Genomic DNA, 18,448 nt, shown 5'->3' with positions numbered 1-18,448 from the left:
CTTTTTTCCATTTTAGAATAATTCCCGCATCAGGAATGTCAAATTTCAAACAACAATCCACAAATGACAAGGATTCTTTTTGAATTGATTGCAAAACTTTAAATTTAAAATCGACACTATAACTACGGTTATTCCTAGGTGTTAATCCATCTTTACCATAATGATTATATAGCCTAACCCACTTTTTAACACTCGAAGGATGAACTTTCTTTTTATTAGTTACAGATGCACAGCAATTGTGCTGTTTGATAACTAATTCCACACATTCAAGTTTAAATGTGTAATCATACTTGACTTTTCTTTCCATAAAAATGCCCCCAAATAGTGTCTAACTTTTTGGGGGCAATGCACTAAAAATTAGTAGTGGAGTTTTTTTTTCTAATTGGCGTTAATTTCAAAAACTCTTTGGTCTGTCTTCAAAATATGTAACGCTTTTGAATAGTTTAATAAAAAAGAAACAATTTCTTTTTCAGGTTTCATTGCAGCAGTAGACAATGATTTTTTAGAGTAAATTTTTGCCATGTTATAAAAGTGTTTTAATACTATTAGAACGAGCAAATAGCGCTTATATTGTTAATTAGTTAAAACAATTTGGTGCTTATCAATTACCTTTCTCAAATTCATTAACGCATAGCGCATTCTTCCTAATGAAGTGTTTATACTCACTCCTGTAACTTCTGATATTTCTTTGAAACTCATATCTTGATACATGCGCATAACCAAAACTTCTTTTTGATCTGCAGGTAGTTCTTCTAACAATCTTCTAACGTCTACTTCTACTTGTTCAGAGATCATTTTGTTTTCGATCGTTAGAGAATCATCAGACATTATTGAAAATATAGAAAATTCTTCTGTTTCTCTATACAGAGGCATCTTTTTATTTCTTCTAAAATGATCGATTATTAGATTGTGCGCGATACGCATAACCCATGGTAAAAACTTGCCTTCCTCGTTATAAGCATTAGACTTTAAAGTCTTAATAACTTTAATAAAGGTATCTTGAAAAATATCATTGGATATGTCCCTATCAGACACTTTTGAGTATATAAATCCGTAAATACGAGATTCGTGTCTTTTAATTAATATTGCTAAAGAGTTTTCGTTTCCTGCAATATAGTTTTGAACCAACAATCCATCTGGGAGTTCTAAAGTAGCCATAGTCATACTTATTAATTTCTTATTAAAATTGGAATAATTTCCTCTAAAAAAGTAATGTTATGGTATAGGCTTCTATTGATTTATGGTTAGTATCGGACTCAAAAATAGTGATTATTTTTTTTAACGAGCAAATAAAATTAAGAAAATTTAACATTTGTACTACTTAACCGAATTCAGTGCAGTGGTAAAGGGATACAAATGTTATCTTTTATATATGCAAATAGATGATTACTGATACACTTTAATGTAATCAATCTCAAAATTTTGAGGAAATATAGTGTCGTCAACATCAGGTCCTCCAAAATTGCCTCCTATCGCCATGTTAATCAAAAAGTAGAACGGTTGATCAAATGGCCAAGTAGCTTCATTCTTTTCCTTGGGATTGAAACTATACATTAACTGTCCATCAACAAAAAAATTGATGTGCTCATGAGTCCAATCGATTCCATAAACGTGAAAACCAGACTCGATTCCCTTAATTTCTGTTTTTTTCGTATTGATGGTATTTCCATGACTGGCTTCAGTATGCAAAGAGTTAAAAACGGTATTACGTTCCTTGCCCACATACTCCAAAATATCTATTTCGCCACATTTGGGCCAACCCACAGTATCAATATTTGAGCCCAACATCCAGAAAGCAGGCCAAATACCCTTCCCTACAGGCAGTTTAGCTCTAGACTCAAAATAACCATATTTGAATTCTCTCTTACCTTTAGTTGTTATACGCGTTGACGTATAATTATCAGCTATTTTTTTTGCGGTAATAATTAATGTGCCTTCAGCAACTTCGTGATTATCCTTTGTATAAAGTTGTCTTTCATCATTGCCCCAACCACAATTGGGGCAACCATCTCCTAGTTCAAAGTTCCATGATTTATCATTCAATACGTTACCATTGAAATTTTCTTCCCATACTAATTTTCGGTTTCCTTGCTGTGCGAAGGAAACTGTGCTAACTAGCAATAATAGCAATATATTTTTCATTTGATTATTTATTTGTAAAAGTAAAATTTGCTTCTAATGTCTTATCAGAGCTACCTCCAACAAAAACATTAAAATCTCCTGCTTCAGCTTCCCAAACATTATTTGCTGTGTAATAAGTAATGGTCTTCTGGTCAATTTCGAAACGTACTTCTTTCATTTCTCCAGCTTGTAATTCGACCATCTCAAATCCCTTCAGTTCTTTTACTGGGCGGGTAACACTACCTATAATATCTCTAATATACAATTGCAACACTTCTTTTCCAGCTACTTTACTTGTATTTTTCACTTGAACGCTTACAGTTATTTTTCCGCTTTTCGCAAAAGTATCACTGCTTAGTTTAAGATTAGAATACTCAAATGTACTATAGCTTAATCCAAACCCGAATGCAAATTGCGGTGTGTTCTTTTCATCGATATAGTGCGACCAAAAAACACTTTCAGGTTCATTCATCACTGGTCTTCCTGTATTTTTATAGTTATAATACATAGGCAACTGTCCTACATTTCTAGGAAAAGTCATAGGCAATTTACCACTTGGATTATAATCACCGTATAACACTTGAGCGATCGCGTTACCGCTTTGCGTCCCTAACTGCCATGCTTCAACAATTGCAGGAATATTTTCGGCAGCCCAAGGTAATGCTAAAGGACGACCATTGTTTAATACTAAAACAATATTTTTATTAACTTTATAAACTTCTTCAAGTAGTTCTTGTTGTACACCTGGAAGGCCAATATCTGTTCTACTTCTCCCCTCACCTGATTGCAAGCCATGTTCTCCTAATACCATTACAACAACATCAGCATCTTTTGCGACAGCTACAGCGGCAGCAAACTCGCTTTTATCGTCTTGATTGATTTTAGTTTCCCATACAAACTGTGTTCGCCCAGTAGCCACATCGGCACCTTTTTTGTAAACAATTTTGTTATCCTCGTATTTTTGCATTCCTTCTAGAACTGAAACTGCTGTATTGTCATCAGCAGCAATACGCCAGCTACCTAGCGGACTCGTTTTATCATTTGCTAATGCCCCAATTATTGCAATCTTTTGCCCTGACTTTTTCAATGGTAATAAGTCATTATCATTTTTCAATAATACAATAGATTTCTTAGCTATATCTAAAACAGCTTCTTGAAAAGCTGGTTTCCCTACAGTTTCACTCTCACGAACCTCATCACAATATTTATAAGGGTTTTCAAACAAACCTAGTTCAAATTTAACTTTTAAAATACGTCTTGCAGCATCATCAATTAAGCGCTCTTCAACTTTACCTTCTTGTACTAAAGTTACCAAATGTTCAACATAAGCATTTGACTCCATATCCATATCAGATCCAGCATTGATCGCAATTTCAGCAGCTTGCTTGCTATCTTTAGCATAACCATGAGGAATCATTTCATTGATTGATCCCCAGTCAGAAACGATGAATCCATCAAATTTCCAATCCCCTTTTAAGATGTCTCTTTGTAAATACTTATTTCCTGTTGCCGGGATACCATTTAATTCGTTAAACGAATTCATAAATGTGCGCACACCCGCATCTGCTGCAGCTTTAAATGGGGGGAAAATGATGTTTTGAAGTATTGTTTCACTAACATCAACTGTATTATAGTCTCTTCCTGCTTCTGCAAAAGCATAACCTGCAAAGTGTTTGGCACAAGCCAAAATAGTATTATTAGCAGAAAGATCCTGTCCTTGAAAACCTTGAACCCTAGCTACTGCAATTTTACTTCCTAAAAAAGGATCTTCGCCAGCACCTTCCATTACTCTACCCCATCGCGCATCTCTCGCAACATCAACCATAGGTGCAAAAGTCCAATTTAAACCCACCGCAGAAGCTTCCTCTGCAGCTACCTCAGCTGATTTTTTTATTGCTTCTAGATCCCAACTCGCTGCTTCAGCTAAAGGAATAGGACTAATCGTTTTATAACCATGAATAACATCAAAACCAAATATTAATGGTATCCCTAAACGTGTTTCTTCTACAGCTATTTTCTGTAATGCTTTAACATCTTTTACACCTTTTACATTAAGCATAGATCCTACTAAACCTTTTTTAAGGTCGTTGTATTTCTTAGCGGCTTGCCCTTCTTTTGGCGTAGGCCCTGTAATTTCCCAAAACCCATTGTATTGATTTAACTGACCCACTTTTTCTTCTAAAGTCATCAGTTTTAAAACTGAATCAACCTTTTTGTCTAAAATACTCGTAGCTGAAATCGCATTCATTGGCGCAATTACTTTTTGGCTACAGCCAAAAAAAACTACCGCTGACAACGTTAATGACGTAAATAAAATTTTATTTCTCATTTGCTCCTTTTATAATTTATAAGTAAAGGCCGGCTGAACCGACCTCTACAATACTTTTTATTTATTGATAAACTCTAATGTAATCGACCTCCATTGAAGATTGTGTAAATCCGCTATCAATAGCTCCTCCAAACGTACCGCCCATCGCCACATTCATAATCAAGAAAAAATCTTTATTAAAAGGCAGTGTACTCGTGTTTGCAACAGTATGAAACAACACATCATCTACATAGAGTTTTACCGAAGCAGGACTCCATATTGCTTTATAAACATGAAATTCAGTTGCTGCGTTGGCAATTGTAGTAGAACCACCATTACCGTTTCCTCCTGAATTGCCAGGATAATGTAATGTTCCATAAATGGTTGTAGGCTCGCTTCCTTTGTATTCCATGATATCAATTTCACCACAACCTGGCCATGTATTAGTAGCATAATCCTCTCCAAGCATCCATAATGCTGGCCAAGTACCTTTACCTGTTGTTAATTTTGCTTTGATTTCAATTTTACCATAAGTAAATTCAAATTTATTTTCTGATTTCAGTCTTGCTGAAGTGTAACCTGATCCTACTTTTTTAGCAGTGATTTTCAAGCTTCCACCAGAAACAATCACGTTATCAGCAGCGTTAGTATACGTTTGCTCCTCAGAGTTACCCCAACCATTGTCACCAGTACCTAAGTCATATCCCCACTTTGTAGCATCAGGTGCTCCATCAGTATTGAACTCATCAGAGAAAACCAGTTTAGTATAATCAGCTGTAGGTGTTGCTTGACTTGGTTTAGTAGTTGTAAAAGTATGGTACCATACTAGTCCTGGATCATTACCCATTACTGCTCTCACTACCATTCTATTATCTGTTAATGATAAAATTTCGTAAGTACTTTGACCAATATAGTATCCCATAAATCCACCATCTGCAATGGTCATCAATGTACCTCTTGTTTGTGTAGCAGCATTTGGATTTTTAGTAACAAATGATTCTGATGGACTTAACGCTACCGATTTAGTACCCGTCGCAGTATAATCTAGACAAGAATCATCACTACCAGATCCTCCAGCTACACTTAAGAAAGCAGAGTTAAAGAAAGTTTTTCCTCCGTTATCTAAGTTGTATTTTAAATCTCCATTTACGTTTGAGAATGTCATAACGTTGTCATACAAACAACTACTACTTGCAGCTCCAGCTTTTTCAAAAGCTACCGCTTGGTAATAGAAACCATAATAATTTTGCTCTGCATTAGCGTTATTTGGTCCAACACCTAAATGTCCTACTTCTGAAGCTGAGAAATACCATTTTTTAGCCGTTCCTCCTGTTAATAATGCTATTGCTTCTTCATCGCTAAAAGTGCTTAGAACCTTCACGTCGACAGTAGTGTTCGAAGTCAAACCTCCTTTACCTGACGCAATCACAGTTACTGTGTAAGTATTAACTCCCACTTTAGTAAATCGTTTTTCAAACGTCCCACTTGGGGCATTTTCAATCGTACCATCATTGAAATTAAATTTATACGAAATGGCATCATCTGCCTTAACCGTAAATTTAACCATTCCAGTTCCATCTCCATCAGGAGCTGTCGCAGAAGCACCAATGATTTCATACGCCACTTGTATGTTTGAAGGAGCTGTTAAATCCCCAAAACTGTAATCATCTTTTGAGCAATTGACCATTAAAAGTAATGCTAAAATGGCAATTGTATTTGTTACTATATTTTTCATCTTGTATGTTTTTAGTTAGCTTGTTTGATGTCGTCAAAATAGTACGTCGTTCCAGTACCAGCTACATTAAAATCTGGAAATAATATCACACGATCGTAGGCATTAGCAGTGCTAAATGACGATGCGGTTGTTAAATCAAAAGTTAATATTTCCCAACTATTTGCTACAGTTGTTTTTGCTTGAACTTCGACATTTATTAATGGGTTTCCATTTCCATCTTTAGGAGAGGTTGATGCTTCCATTTTAAATAAAATCGTAGCACCCACTTTAGGAGACCACACCGCAACCTTAACTTTTGACCCTTTACTAAAATCAACTTTTGAATCTAAATCTAAACTTGCACCAGCCCATACCTGAGCTCCTGCCGTTTTTTCAATTTTAACCACCTTATTCGAAACATTACTTCCTGTTTTATCAGGATTTGTAACCACCGAAACCGGAATAGCATTGAAATCAGAAGAACCAAAACCTGTCCAAGAATAAGTCAATGCTGAAGATTCAAAATCAAGAGGCATTTCGATTAATGCAGCAGGTGATTTATAAAAATAGATGTTATCAATAAAAACACTTCCTGTAGCCCATGGAGTTCCTACGAACTTCAACTGAATAATATCTGCAACTGAAAGACCTTGACTTGTGAATGCCGAAACTGGAATATCAATACTATTCCATTGATTTGCTACTAAGTTTTTAACTACTGGTTTTTCGCCACTTGTTTTGCTAATTAACGACGTTTCGATTTTTTCTAAATCTGCGGTCCACACATCCATGTGTAAGAACTCCATTCCAGATACATCAATTGTCGTGTTTTCAGCCAAGGCAATTCCTTGATAACTTAATTTAATATAATTCAGCATTTTATCGCCGTTTAAATCAAATTCGGCCCAACTACTTCCTTGACCACCTTGACCCCAATCTGGAAAATAGTTTGTTCCCGCAACAGCAGTGTATTTCGATCCATAAATAGAAATAACATCAGATGCTTGTCTATTAGGAGGTGTTGCTGCAGAAGCAAATGGTTTGTTAACTACAGTTACTGTAAATTCCTTGCTATATTCTGTTGTTTTGACAGCTGCACTTTTAGACACCACTCTTATTGTATAAACACCCGCATTTGCATAAGTATAAGAAAGTGTTTCGCCATTATTTGCTGCAATTGGATCAGGCTTTCCAGCTTCTCCAAAGTACACATCATAAAACAAAGCATAATTAGCAGTTGCTGTAATATTTACTTGTTTTGAAACAGCTAAATCATTTTCGATAGTCACCACTAAATTCTCAGGTGCCTTAAACGAAACTACCACATTTTGAGTTACTTCGGTTCTTTTACCGTTAAGTGTGGTTCCTACAATTGTTGCATCATAGATACCTTCTTTATACGTGTGATTAACCGTAGCACCTGCAGCTACATAAGCAGGCTCTGTTGTGCCATCTCCAAAGTAGATTTCGTATCGTGTCACTCCTTCTCCACGAGGTAAAAAAGTAACCAGTCCAGTGTTATCTTGAGTAACGGTGGTCAATGCCGAAATATTTGTAGGTGCATCTAAAGAATCTAAATTAATTAAATCATTCTCAGATGTACAACTAAAAACTAACGCCGCCACAATGACACTTGTTATGTATTTTATATTTTTCATGATCTTATTTTTTATTAATATCCAGGATTCTGTGCCCAATTACCGCTTGCAAATTGAATTTCTTCAATTGGAATAGGGAATAACTCGTTTTTTCCAGCTGTAAATCCAGTGATTTCTTGTGCTGCTTTTTTAGTTCGAACTAAATCAAAAAAGCGGTGTCCTTCACCCACTAATTCAACTCTACGTTCTGCCCAAATAAAATCAGTTAAAGCTGCCCCAGAAGAAGAAATATCATGATTTGTATCTCCAAAAGCGCGTCTTCTCACTTCGTTTAAATACAATCTAGCTTTACTATCATCAAGTCCACCACGATTGTAAGCTTCTGCAGCCATTAATAGCACATCAGCATATCGAATCGCTCTGTAATTGTTAGGATTTGTTAAGTTTAAATCTCCTGCTGCACTAGTACTTCTTGTTCTTGGGATGTATTTTCGATTAAAGTAACCTGTATTTTCATACCCTTGACCGTAAGTAGCTCCTGTTGCTAATCCCCATGCATTCATATCTAAGATTGCAACATCTTTACGATTATCTCCTACCTCAAAAGCATTTACTATTTTGGCTGTTGGAATATTAAAACTAAAACCTGAAGTATATAAAGGACCTGAATAATTACGTGGTCCACTAAAACCTACTGCGACATTACCCTCACTACATTGTAGGCAACCAAAACCAGCTCCTTCAACATCAGAATATTGTACTTCAAAAACAGATTCGCTTCCATTTTCTCCAGCAGCTTCAAAAATCGTGTTGTAATCCTTTACTAAAGAATAATTTGCCGCAGTAATAACCGACTCTAGAGTTGTCGCTGCTTTAGTAAATTTATCTTGGTATAAATAGGCTTTTCCAAGTAATGCCAGTGCTGCTCCCTTAGTTGCTCTCCCTTTTTGTGAAGGTACAGCAGCCAGATTCTCTGAAGCATAGATTAAATCAGCTTCAATCGAAGCATAAACTTCCGCAACAGAAGAACGCGCAATTGTTTTTTCGTCACCAATTTTGAAACGAACATCCCCCTTTAAAGGAATCGCTCCAAACCATTTTACTAATTCAAAATGGTAATAAGCTCTTAAAAAACGGGCCTCAGCAATGATTTGTGCTTTTCCGTCAAAATCAGTTTTATCTTGGAATTCCAAAATATAATTTGCTCTACTCACACCACCAAACATCCAGTTCCAGATATCTCTTAAATTGCTATTTACTGGCGTATGAATCATGTCATCGACTTGTTGAAATCCAATAACGTCTGTTTGACTTTCTCCACCCGCAAGTGTATTATCAGAAGCAATTTCGCCTAACAACACATTAGCATAGGTAGATTGTAAAGGATCATAGGCTGCAACTAAAGCATTCTCATAATCTGTTTTAGAATTAAAATAATTCTCAGAATCAATAGAATAAACGGGATCACGATCAACAAACTCATCACTACACGAAGTGGTAATCAAAGAAAAAAGTAGTGTTGCCGTTACTATTTTGTATATATTTTTTTTCATCTTAATTCAAATTAAAAATTAATGTTTAGACCCAATAAGTATGTTCTAGGTATTGGATAAAAACCATAGTCAATTCCACCACCAATAGGGTTTCCATTTGAAGCACCTGGATCAAATCCTTTGTACTTTGTGAATGTGTACAAATTATTTACTCCTGCATAAAAACGTAATTTTGTGATTTTAGCTAATTCAGACACCTTTGGATTTAAAGTATATCCCAATTGAATATTTTGAATTCTTAGGTAAGAAGCATCCTCAACAAAATAATCAGAAAAAACATTGTTTGCTGTCGCTCCCGTTGTTACACGAGGCACATAATTACTTGTTCCTTCTCCAGTCCAGCGATCTAACACATAATTTAATCTATTAGCATCAGATAACGTTCTTTCATAATTTCGAACCATATCATTTCCTACAGAAGCGAATGTATAAACAGCAAAATCTAAGTTTTTATAGTTCATTTGTAAGTTGAAACCCATTGTTGCTTGTGGTATTGGGTTTCCAATATCGGTACGATCACTCGCATCGATTTTACCATCTGCGTTTGTATCTACAAATTTAATATCACCAGGAGCAGCATTTGCACCTAACGCTAATTGAGAAGGATGTGCATCTACTTCAGCTTGGTTTTGAAAAACTCCGTCTGTTTTATATCCGTAAAAATATCCTATTGGCAGACCTACTTGCATTCTTGAAGGTGCTGGTTGCCCAACCCCAAAAGAACCACCTTCAATAAACCCAGTTCCGTTATTTACTTCTAAAACTTCATTTTTAAGGAAGGTTACATTATAACCAACACTCATATTTAAATTCTCAGAAAAATCATGTTTATAATCTACAGAAAATTCTAAACCTGAATTACGTACACTTCCAGCATTTACTGTTGGTGCTGAAGCTCCAGGAGCATAAACTCCCGTTATTCCAGATACTGGAATATTAGGAATCAATAAATCCTGACGAGTATCTATAAAATAATCCGCAACAAGTGATACTTTGTTGTTGAATAATTTCATGTCCACACCTACATCAAATTTTCTAGCTTCTTCCCATTTTAAATCAGGATTTGCAATTTGTCCCGTTGCTGTACCATTTACTAGCGAACCGTTAAAAACATAAGTTGCTTCTCCAGATAATAAACTTACATAACCGTTGTTAGGTATCTGGTCATTACCTAATGTACCGTAACTCGCTCTTAACTTCATGAAGTTTACTTTTTTGTCTTCGCCAAAGAAACCTTCGTCAGAGATTACCCATCCTGCAGTAAATGAAGGAAAGTAACCCACTTTGTTTCCAGGACCAAATTTTGTAGAAGCATCACGTCTTATCATAGCAGATAACAAATATTTACCTTTGTAATCGTATTGCATTCTTCCAAAGTAAGAAAGGCGTCTCTCATCATAAGTATATGAGCTGTTTGTTTTTGCATCAACAATTCCAGTTGTTAAACCGATATCAGCAAAATCCCAAGAATTATTAGGCACATCATAACCTGTAGCATACAAACCATTACCCCATTGCTTATAAATGGTATTCCCTAGAGTCACCACAAAATTATGATCGTCGGCAATTGACTTTGTGTACGTTGCAAAAGCATCAAATGAGTAATCATTATCATTGATAGCTCCTTGTGTCACTGAGCTTCTCACTACATCAAATACTTTTCCGCCATAACTAATAGCCTTTGCAAAATCTCTAGACTTTGCATTTGAAGTATTGAATCCCATTGAACTTGATAAAGTTAAACCATCAATCAATTTGTATTCTAATCCAAAATTTCCATTTAACTTCTTGAAATTATAATCATTATTGGTGTTTTCAATTTGCGCTAATGGATTAATAATTTCGTTTCCAAGTCCAGTTGTGTTAGGAACCACTGTGTATGCTCCAGAATCGTTACGTGGAGAAAGGACAGAAGGAATATTTAAGGCATTAAACAATACAGATCCTAACCCATTTTCACTTAAACTTTTACGATTAAAGTAAGTATAAATTACGTTTGTTTTCAGCTTTAACTTTTCACTTACATCAGCCGTTAACGAAACTCTAGCAGTATTTCTTAAGAAACCTGATTTTTGTTCTCCTACGATTCCTTCTTGATCTAAATGTGAACCACTTACTGCATAAGTCACTTTATCAGATCCTCCAGAAATAGATATATCGTGGTTAATGATAGGCACACTATTGCTAATCACTTCCTCTTGCCAATTTGTTCCTTTTCCTAACCCTGTTACATCAGTATAAGGTAGTGCAGCTCCACCGTTTGCGTAACTCTCATTTAATAAAAGTCCGTATTCAGTAGCATTTAATAGATTCAATTTTTTTGATGCTTCTTGAAATCCTACATAAGTATTGTAAGAGATTCTTGCTTTAGCATTTTTCTTCCCTGATTTGGTTGTCACCAAAATTACTCCATTGGCACCTATTGTTCCATATATAGCTGCTTGAGCATCTTTTAACACAGTAATAGATTCAATATCATTTGGATTAAGCAACCCTAGTTCCCCTACATATCCATCGATTATAGTAGTAGGTCTGTTTTCACCATTAGTGGCAATACCTCTAATACGAATATCTAGAGCTGCACCAGGTGATCCTGATTGTGTTGTAACATTTACACCAGAAACCGTTCCTTGCAAAGCTTGCTCTATTTTAACAGGTTTTAAAATTTCAAGCGTTTTATTGTCGACTACAGAAACTGCACCTGTTACTTCCCTACGTTTTTGCGAACCGTAACCAATAACTACAACTTCATCTAAAGTTTTTGCATCTTCTTCAAGAGAAACTGCCAACTTTCCGTTTGAGCCGTTTACTTTATATTCGAAATTTTTATAACCAATATAAGAGACTACCAAAGTCGCTCCTGATGAAATTCCTTTTAATGTGAAGGCTCCGTCAAAGTCGGTTACTGTTCCATTAGTGGTATTCTTTACTTGAATATTTGCTCCTGGGATTGGTAAGCCAGTTGCTTTCTCTTTCACTATACCCTCGACAGTTACACTTTGAGAAAAACCAAAGGTCGAGAACAAAAGGAAAATGATCAATAGATAGTTTGATTTCATAATTTGTATTTTTTGTGAATGATAAAATTAATAATAGAACAATAAACTATTACCAAAAACAACCTCTACAAAAAACATACAATGCAAAAAAAACTACTTTTAATTCATAATATTATAATAAAGCCACAATTATCAGCTGTTAATAGAATGTTAACAGGCGATATAATAAGCAGTGAGATAGCACGATAACGTTAATGTTGTGGTAATGTATAGGTAAATTGTGCTGGTGTATAAAGAACTATACAGATAATATATACTCTGATAGCCCTTGTTCATGCGCTAATTCCATTTTTTTACGCAATCGATATCTTTTAATCTCTACACTTCGTACCGAAATATTTAACATTGGAGCAATTTCCTTTGATGTTAAATTCAGTCTCAAGTACGCACACAATCTTAAATCATTAGAAGTTAATGATGGATGTAGTTCTTTAATCTTTTTAAAGAAGTCTTTATCTTTACTTTCAAAAGCATCTTTAAATACGCTCCAAGAATCAGTACCTGTTATGTTCTTATTAATTGTTGTAATTACTGATTTTATACTTCTAGTCTCATCGGTATTTGTCTTTTTCAAATCCTCTTTGATGATTTCGAGTAATTCATTCTTGCTATTTAAATCCATTGTAGAAGCTGCCAGTTCTTTACTTTTTGTGTCGACATCTTGAGAAAGTTGCTCATTGCGGAGATACATCAATTGCTGTTGGTTTTCCAATTCTTTAATTTCGAGTAAAAGATTATTCTCTTCTATTAATTTCTCTTCTTTCTCTATGTAATAGCTTTTATACTTTTTATGTACAATTCGTGCAATTATCAATAGTATAATAAAGTAGCAAAAAACAGCTAGATTTGTAAAATACCACGGTTTGAATATTGTGAAATTATAAACAATAGTATTTTGTAATGCTGCATTTGCAAACCGAGCTTTTACTTTAAAAACATAATTCCCAGAAGGCAAATTCTTAAAACTAACATTTGATTTTGCATTCCAATCACTCCACTCCTCCTGAAAGCCCTCTAATACATATTGAAATTCAGCACTGATATACTTATTGTATTCTGGAACGGTATAATTAAAAGTGATATTATTATCGTCTGCTTTAAACGTTCCTTCGCTATTTAAGCCAGCATAATGCGGTTCACCATTTAAAGTATTAGTGACCGCAGTGGTTAACAAAACATCATAGTCATTAAAACTTAGATCGTTTATATTCATAATATAGTACCCATCTGTAGTACCAAATAAATAGTCATATGTTGAAAGTTGCGCAATATTTTCATACCCAAGCATCGAGTTGGTCAGCGTAACAGGAATAGGAATACTATTTTTCTTTAATTGATTGCTCAGCTTACTCGACGAAAAGTAGCTAATATAGTTTTTTGAAAATAACCATATTTTGTTAGCATTATCAACGATGATCTTTCCTGAAGTATATTCATCATTTTCGAAAACAGAACTTAATAACTCATCTTTTCTAAATATTCTTGATTTTCTATCTAATTTGTAAACGCCTTCTTTGTAAGCATAATAAATATTTCCTCTATACTTTGCTAAAGAAGCATTTTTACCTTTTTCAGGAGCCGCGTAGCTTTTTACTTTTATTACTTTTCTAAAGGCTTGATCGTAAGAAAGACCGAAAATCCCTTTGTACTCGTGACTAACAAAAATTTGATTATTATCTGATAGTTCGAAATATTTTGAAGAGTAGTCAAAGCCAGCAATTTTATTTCTAAAAATCCACTGACCGTTTTCTTTACTCAAGACAGAAAGTCCGTAATAATTACCTTGAACTAAAATGGAATTATTCCCGGGTACTTTTTCAAATTTCCAAGTACCTGATTGTGAAAATATACTGTTAGCGACAGCACCATTTACAATAAATGTTCCTAAATCATGACCGCAAAATAAAGTACCACCATGTTCAAAGAGTGACCATACCTGTCCCTTAGTCCCTTTTACAGCAGTAAAATTTTCATTAGAGTTAATATTTTTAAAGAATAAACCTTGATTTGTTCCCACGTACAATTTGTTAGCAAACATTTTTGCACAATACACCGTTCCTAATACACCTGTGTCATCAACATAACTCTTTATGGGTGACTGCATGTTGATACAGTTGATTCCGTTATCAAGTCCTACCCATAAATTTCGCTCCTTATCTTCAAATAACGATAGTGCTGTGTTATTACTCAAACCTTGAGTTTGCGAGATATGGTATTTTAATTTACCTCCATTTGAAAGAATATAAACCCCATTTGAAACAGTCCCTATGGCATAAGTCCCATCTTGTAAAAGTTGACTACTGTATACGCTGCTACTAGCTAATTGATTATCTACTTCGGTAGTAAACTTTTCACATTTCCCTGCATTGAATGTATAGAACCCTTGTTTTTGAGTTTGAATTAGCAAGCCTTTATCTTTAGCAAAAATATTAATGATTCTGTTATTTTTAATTATAGCATTATTAGAAACTATTTTGCTTTTACCTCCTTCTATCTCATTTAACTCTCCGCCTCCCGACTGAAAATAGATGGCGTTCTTTGTTTGATAAGACCTAAAAATACCTGATTGGGGAGTGATTATCTTTATGTCCTTTTTCTCAAGGTCATAAATGTAGATGCGATTTAGTGACTGAAAAACAACCCAATGTTCATAGCTTAGAATGTTCCAAAACTGCTCGTCATCCAGTATCTTACTTTTTATTGCCTTACTGAGGGAATGGTATGCAAGTTTACCGTTTGATTTTCTCTTCCAAAAACCAAATTCCATGTAACAGCCCGTATAAACATTTTCTTCGATTACTTTAACTGATCGAATAATTGTCTCGTTTGCAGACGGATACAACTGCCAACTTGCACCATTAAATTCTAAGAGACCTTCATTGTTTGCGAAATAGACAAATTTGTTCTGATCTTGGGAAATCATCCAGTTTTGATTTCCTCCGTTATAAGTTGTTGAGTTATATTTGACGATAGGTGGCAGTTCCTGCGCTGACAATAAAGCGCAAAGCAGCATGAAGAAAATGGTGGTTGCTGTTTTCAAATGGTATTTACTTGATTTTGTGAGGTTGTAAATGTACATCTTAAATTATTTAAGTAAAATAAAACATAGAAAAAAAATCCCTAAGATTGGCTTTCTAAAAAGCTTTCTGAGCAATTTTCAAGCCGTTTATAACTTAAATTTGTGATTTGTTGATAGCCAATCTTCTGTTCAAAATTCATTACTTTTGTACAAACAACATTTTTTTATGCAAGTTGAGCTTTCGAAATTAGATCCAAAAAAAAATATTATTATAAAAGGCGCACAAGTACACAATTTAAAGAGTGTAGATGTCGCCATTCCAAGAAATAAACTCGTGGTTATTACAGGCCTTTCAGGTTCTGGAAAATCCAGTTTAGCTTTTGACACTTTGTATGCAGAAGGGCAACGTCGCTATGTAGAGAGCCTTTCATCGTATGCAAGACAGTTTCTTGGTCGTTTAGATAAACCAAAAGTAGAATATATCAAAGGAATTGCTCCCGCTATTGCAATTGAGCAAAAGGTCAATACTACAAATGCGCGTTCGACTGTTGGGACAAGCACCGAGATTTACGATTACATCAAATTACTTTATGCTAGAATAGGGCGTACGTTTTCTCCTGTTTCTGGTCAAGAAGTCAAGAAAAACACCGTTACCGATGTCGTTAAAGATGTCAAGGAATTGCCGATGGATAGTAAGTGGTTGCTTTTAGCACCTATACATTTAGAAAAAGGCAGAAAATTAGAAGACAAGCTAAATGTATTGTTACAACAAGGTTTTGCCAGAATCCTGGTGGATAATGAAATGGTGCGTTTAGACGATTTACCAAAGGGATTAGCTAAAAAAGAATTGTATCTAATCGTTGATAGAATCGTTGTCAAAGACGAGGAAGAATTTTATAATAGATTAGCAGATGCTGTGCAAACTGCTTTTTTTGAAGGTAAAGGAATTTGTTACTTACAAGAAGTTAAGACACACAAGAGAATGAGTTATTCAAATAACTTTGAACTTGATGGTATTACTTTTCTCGAACCTAACGTACATTTGTTCAGTTTTAACAATCCGTACGGGGCATGTCCTGTTTGCGAAGGTTACGGAAATATTATAGGAATCGATGCCGAATTGGTGGTTCCTAATACTACTTTATCTATCTACGAAAACGCTATTTATCCTTGGCGCGGAGAAAGTATGAGTTGGTTTAAAGACGAACTAATTAAAAATGCATACAAATTTGATTTCCCTATACACAAACCTTACTTCGAACTTTCTGCTGAGCAAAAAGAATTAATTTGGACTGGAAATAGCTCTTTCCAAGGTTTGAATGACTTTTTTAAAGAGCTTGAGGAAAAAAATTACAAAATACAAAACAGAGTAATGCTATCGCGTTATCGCGGAAAAACAAAATGCTACTCGTGTAAAGGCAAAAGATTACGAATTGAAGCGTCGTATGTAAAAATCAACTCTAAAACTGTTTCAGAATTAGTTGATTTACCTATTAAACATTTGGCTAAATTTTTCAAAAACATTTCTTTAGATGTATACGAACAGCAAATTGCTAAGCGTTTATTAATCGAAATCAATAATAGATTATCTTTCCTAACAGAGGTAGGCTTGGATTATCTTACTTTAAATCGAAATTCGGCAACCTTATCAGGTGGAGAATCGCAGCGTATTAACTTGGCAACTTCATTGGGTAGTAGTTTGGTAGGATCGATGTATATCTTAGATGAACCAAGCATTGGTTTACACCCAAAAGACACTGAGCGATTAATAAAAGTATTGCTCTCTTTAAGGGATTTAGGGAATACCGTTATTGTCGTCGAGCACGATGAGGATATTATGAAAGCTTCTGATATGATAATTGATATTGGCCCAGAAGCGGGAACACATGGTGGAGAATTAGTTGCACAAGGAACTTATGATGAAATCATGCAATCTACTTCGCTAACAGCTCAATATTTGAATGGAGACTTAGAAATTACAGTTCCAAAAAAGCGTCGTCCTTATAAAAACTTCATTGAGATTAAAGGAGCTCGTGAAAACAACTTACAAAATATTGATGTGGTATTTCCACTTGATGTACTTACAGTAATTACTGGAGTTTCAGGTAGTGGAAAAAGTACCTTAGTAAAAAAAATATTGTTTCCAGCAATGCAAAAAAAACTGGAAAACGCAGGAGAAAAAGCAGGACAATTCACTGAATTGAGTGGTTCTTTCTCTCAAATTAAACATATTGAATACGTAGATCAAAACCCAATAGGCAAAAGTTCGCGCTCAAATCCAGTTACTTATATCAAGGCCTACGATGATATAAGAGATTTATTTTCGAAAGAAAAACTATCAAAAATAAGAGGGTATTTGCCAAAGCATTTTTCTTTTAACGTAGACGGTGGTCGTTGTGAGACTTGTAAAGGAGAAGGAACGATAAATGTAGAAATGGTTTTCATGGCCGATGTGCAGTTGCCATGTGAAACTTGTCATGGAAAACGTTTCAAAAAGGAGATTCTTGAAGTTGATTTTGAGGGTAAAAATATTCACGATGTATTAACCATGACAATAGATGATGCACTAGCATTTTTCGATAAAAATAAACAAACAAAAATCACTCAAAAGCTACGTCCATTACACGATGTTGGTTTGGGTTATGTTCAGTTAGGACAATCGTCGTCAACATTATCAGGTGGTGAAGCACAAAGGATTAAATTAGCATCTTTCTTAGTTAAGGGTGCCACTAAGGACAAAGCATTGTTTGTGTTTGACGAACCTACAACTGGATTGCATTTTCACGATATAAAAAAGTTGCTAGCCTCATTTGATGCTTTAATCGAAAAAGGACATTCCATACTAGTTATCGAGCACAATTTAGATCTAATAAAATGTGCTGACTGGCTGATTGACTTAGGACCTGAAGGTGGTGAGAATGGTGGGCTACTATTAGCGACTGGAACTCCAGAGCAAGTGGCTAAGAATAAAAAATCAGTCACTGGTCATTATTTGAAGGACAAATTATAATAAAAAAAAATAGCCTACTACATTTAAATTGTAATAGGCTATTTTCTTTCAGTTTAAGTCGTTATA

11 protein-coding genes are annotated in these 18,448 nt (G+C 34.9%); 1 reads left to right on the top strand and 10 read right to left on the bottom strand.

All coding sequences use genetic code 11. The features are described from left to right. The 10 genes from H603_RS0108725 to H603_RS0108680 form a co-directional block, all read right to left on the bottom strand. Positions 1–262, bottom strand: a 262-nt coding sequence (locus H603_RS0108725) for a helix-turn-helix domain-containing protein (RefSeq protein ID WP_169628291.1), incomplete at its 3' end; no start/stop codon positions are given. A 116-nt stretch (positions 263–378) separates the two neighbouring features. Continuing rightward, a complete protein-coding gene (locus H603_RS17535) occupies positions 379–522 on the bottom strand; it encodes a hypothetical protein (RefSeq protein WP_169628290.1) in 144 nt (47 codons plus the stop codon). A gap of 51 nt (positions 523–573) precedes the next feature. Further along, entirely contained in the window at positions 574–1,158 is a 585-nt protein-coding gene (locus H603_RS0108715) for an RNA polymerase sigma factor (RefSeq protein WP_026708224.1), read from the bottom strand. A 228-nt stretch (positions 1,159–1,386) separates the two neighbouring features. Next, positions 1,387–2,142 carry a glycoside hydrolase family 16 protein gene (locus tag H603_RS0108710; RefSeq protein ID WP_026708223.1) on the bottom strand — a complete coding sequence of 252 codons (756 nt, stop codon included), beginning with the start codon at positions 2,140–2,142 and terminating at the stop codon, positions 1,387–1,389. A gap of 4 nt (positions 2,143–2,146) precedes the next feature. Continuing rightward, on the bottom strand, positions 2,147–4,450 hold the full coding sequence (gene bglX, locus H603_RS0108705) for a beta-glucosidase BglX (RefSeq protein WP_026708222.1): 2,304 nt from the start codon (positions 4,448–4,450) through the stop codon (positions 2,147–2,149). 61 nt (positions 4,451–4,511) lie between these two features. Further along, entirely contained in the window at positions 4,512–6,164 is a 1,653-nt protein-coding gene (locus H603_RS0108700) for a family 16 glycosylhydrolase (protein ID WP_026708221.1), read from the bottom strand. An 11-nt stretch (positions 6,165–6,175) separates the two neighbouring features. Next, complete coding sequence (locus H603_RS0108695; protein ID WP_026708220.1) at positions 6,176–7,801, bottom strand: hypothetical protein; 1,626 nt, start codon at positions 7,799–7,801, stop codon at positions 6,176–6,178. Between the two features lie 14 nt (positions 7,802–7,815). Then, on the bottom strand, positions 7,816–9,294 hold the full coding sequence (locus tag H603_RS0108690) for a RagB/SusD family nutrient uptake outer membrane protein (RefSeq protein WP_026708219.1): 1,479 nt from the start codon (positions 9,292–9,294) through the stop codon (positions 7,816–7,818). Between the two features lie 11 nt (positions 9,295–9,305). After that, entirely contained in the window at positions 9,306–12,353 is a 3,048-nt protein-coding gene (locus H603_RS0108685; protein ID WP_026708218.1) for a SusC/RagA family TonB-linked outer membrane protein, read from the bottom strand. A 238-nt stretch (positions 12,354–12,591) separates the two neighbouring features. Beyond that, a complete protein-coding gene (locus tag H603_RS0108680; protein WP_084157733.1) occupies positions 12,592–15,432 on the bottom strand; it encodes a triple tyrosine motif-containing protein in 2,841 nt (946 codons plus the stop codon). 166 nt (positions 15,433–15,598) lie between these two features. Here H603_RS0108680 and uvrA point away from each other — a divergent pair, with 166 nt between their 5' ends. Next, positions 15,599–18,382, top strand: coding sequence for an excinuclease ABC subunit UvrA (gene uvrA, locus H603_RS0108675; protein WP_026708216.1), 2,784 nt, complete (start codon positions 15,599–15,601; stop codon positions 18,380–18,382). Positions 18,383–18,448: the final 66 nt, after the last annotated feature.

The sequence above is a fragment of the Flavobacterium frigidarium DSM 17623 genome (assembly GCF_000425505.1).
Classification (GTDB): Bacteria; Bacteroidota; Bacteroidia; order Flavobacteriales; family Flavobacteriaceae; genus Flavobacterium; species Flavobacterium frigidarium.
This window is presented reverse-complemented; position numbering and strand designations above follow the sequence as displayed.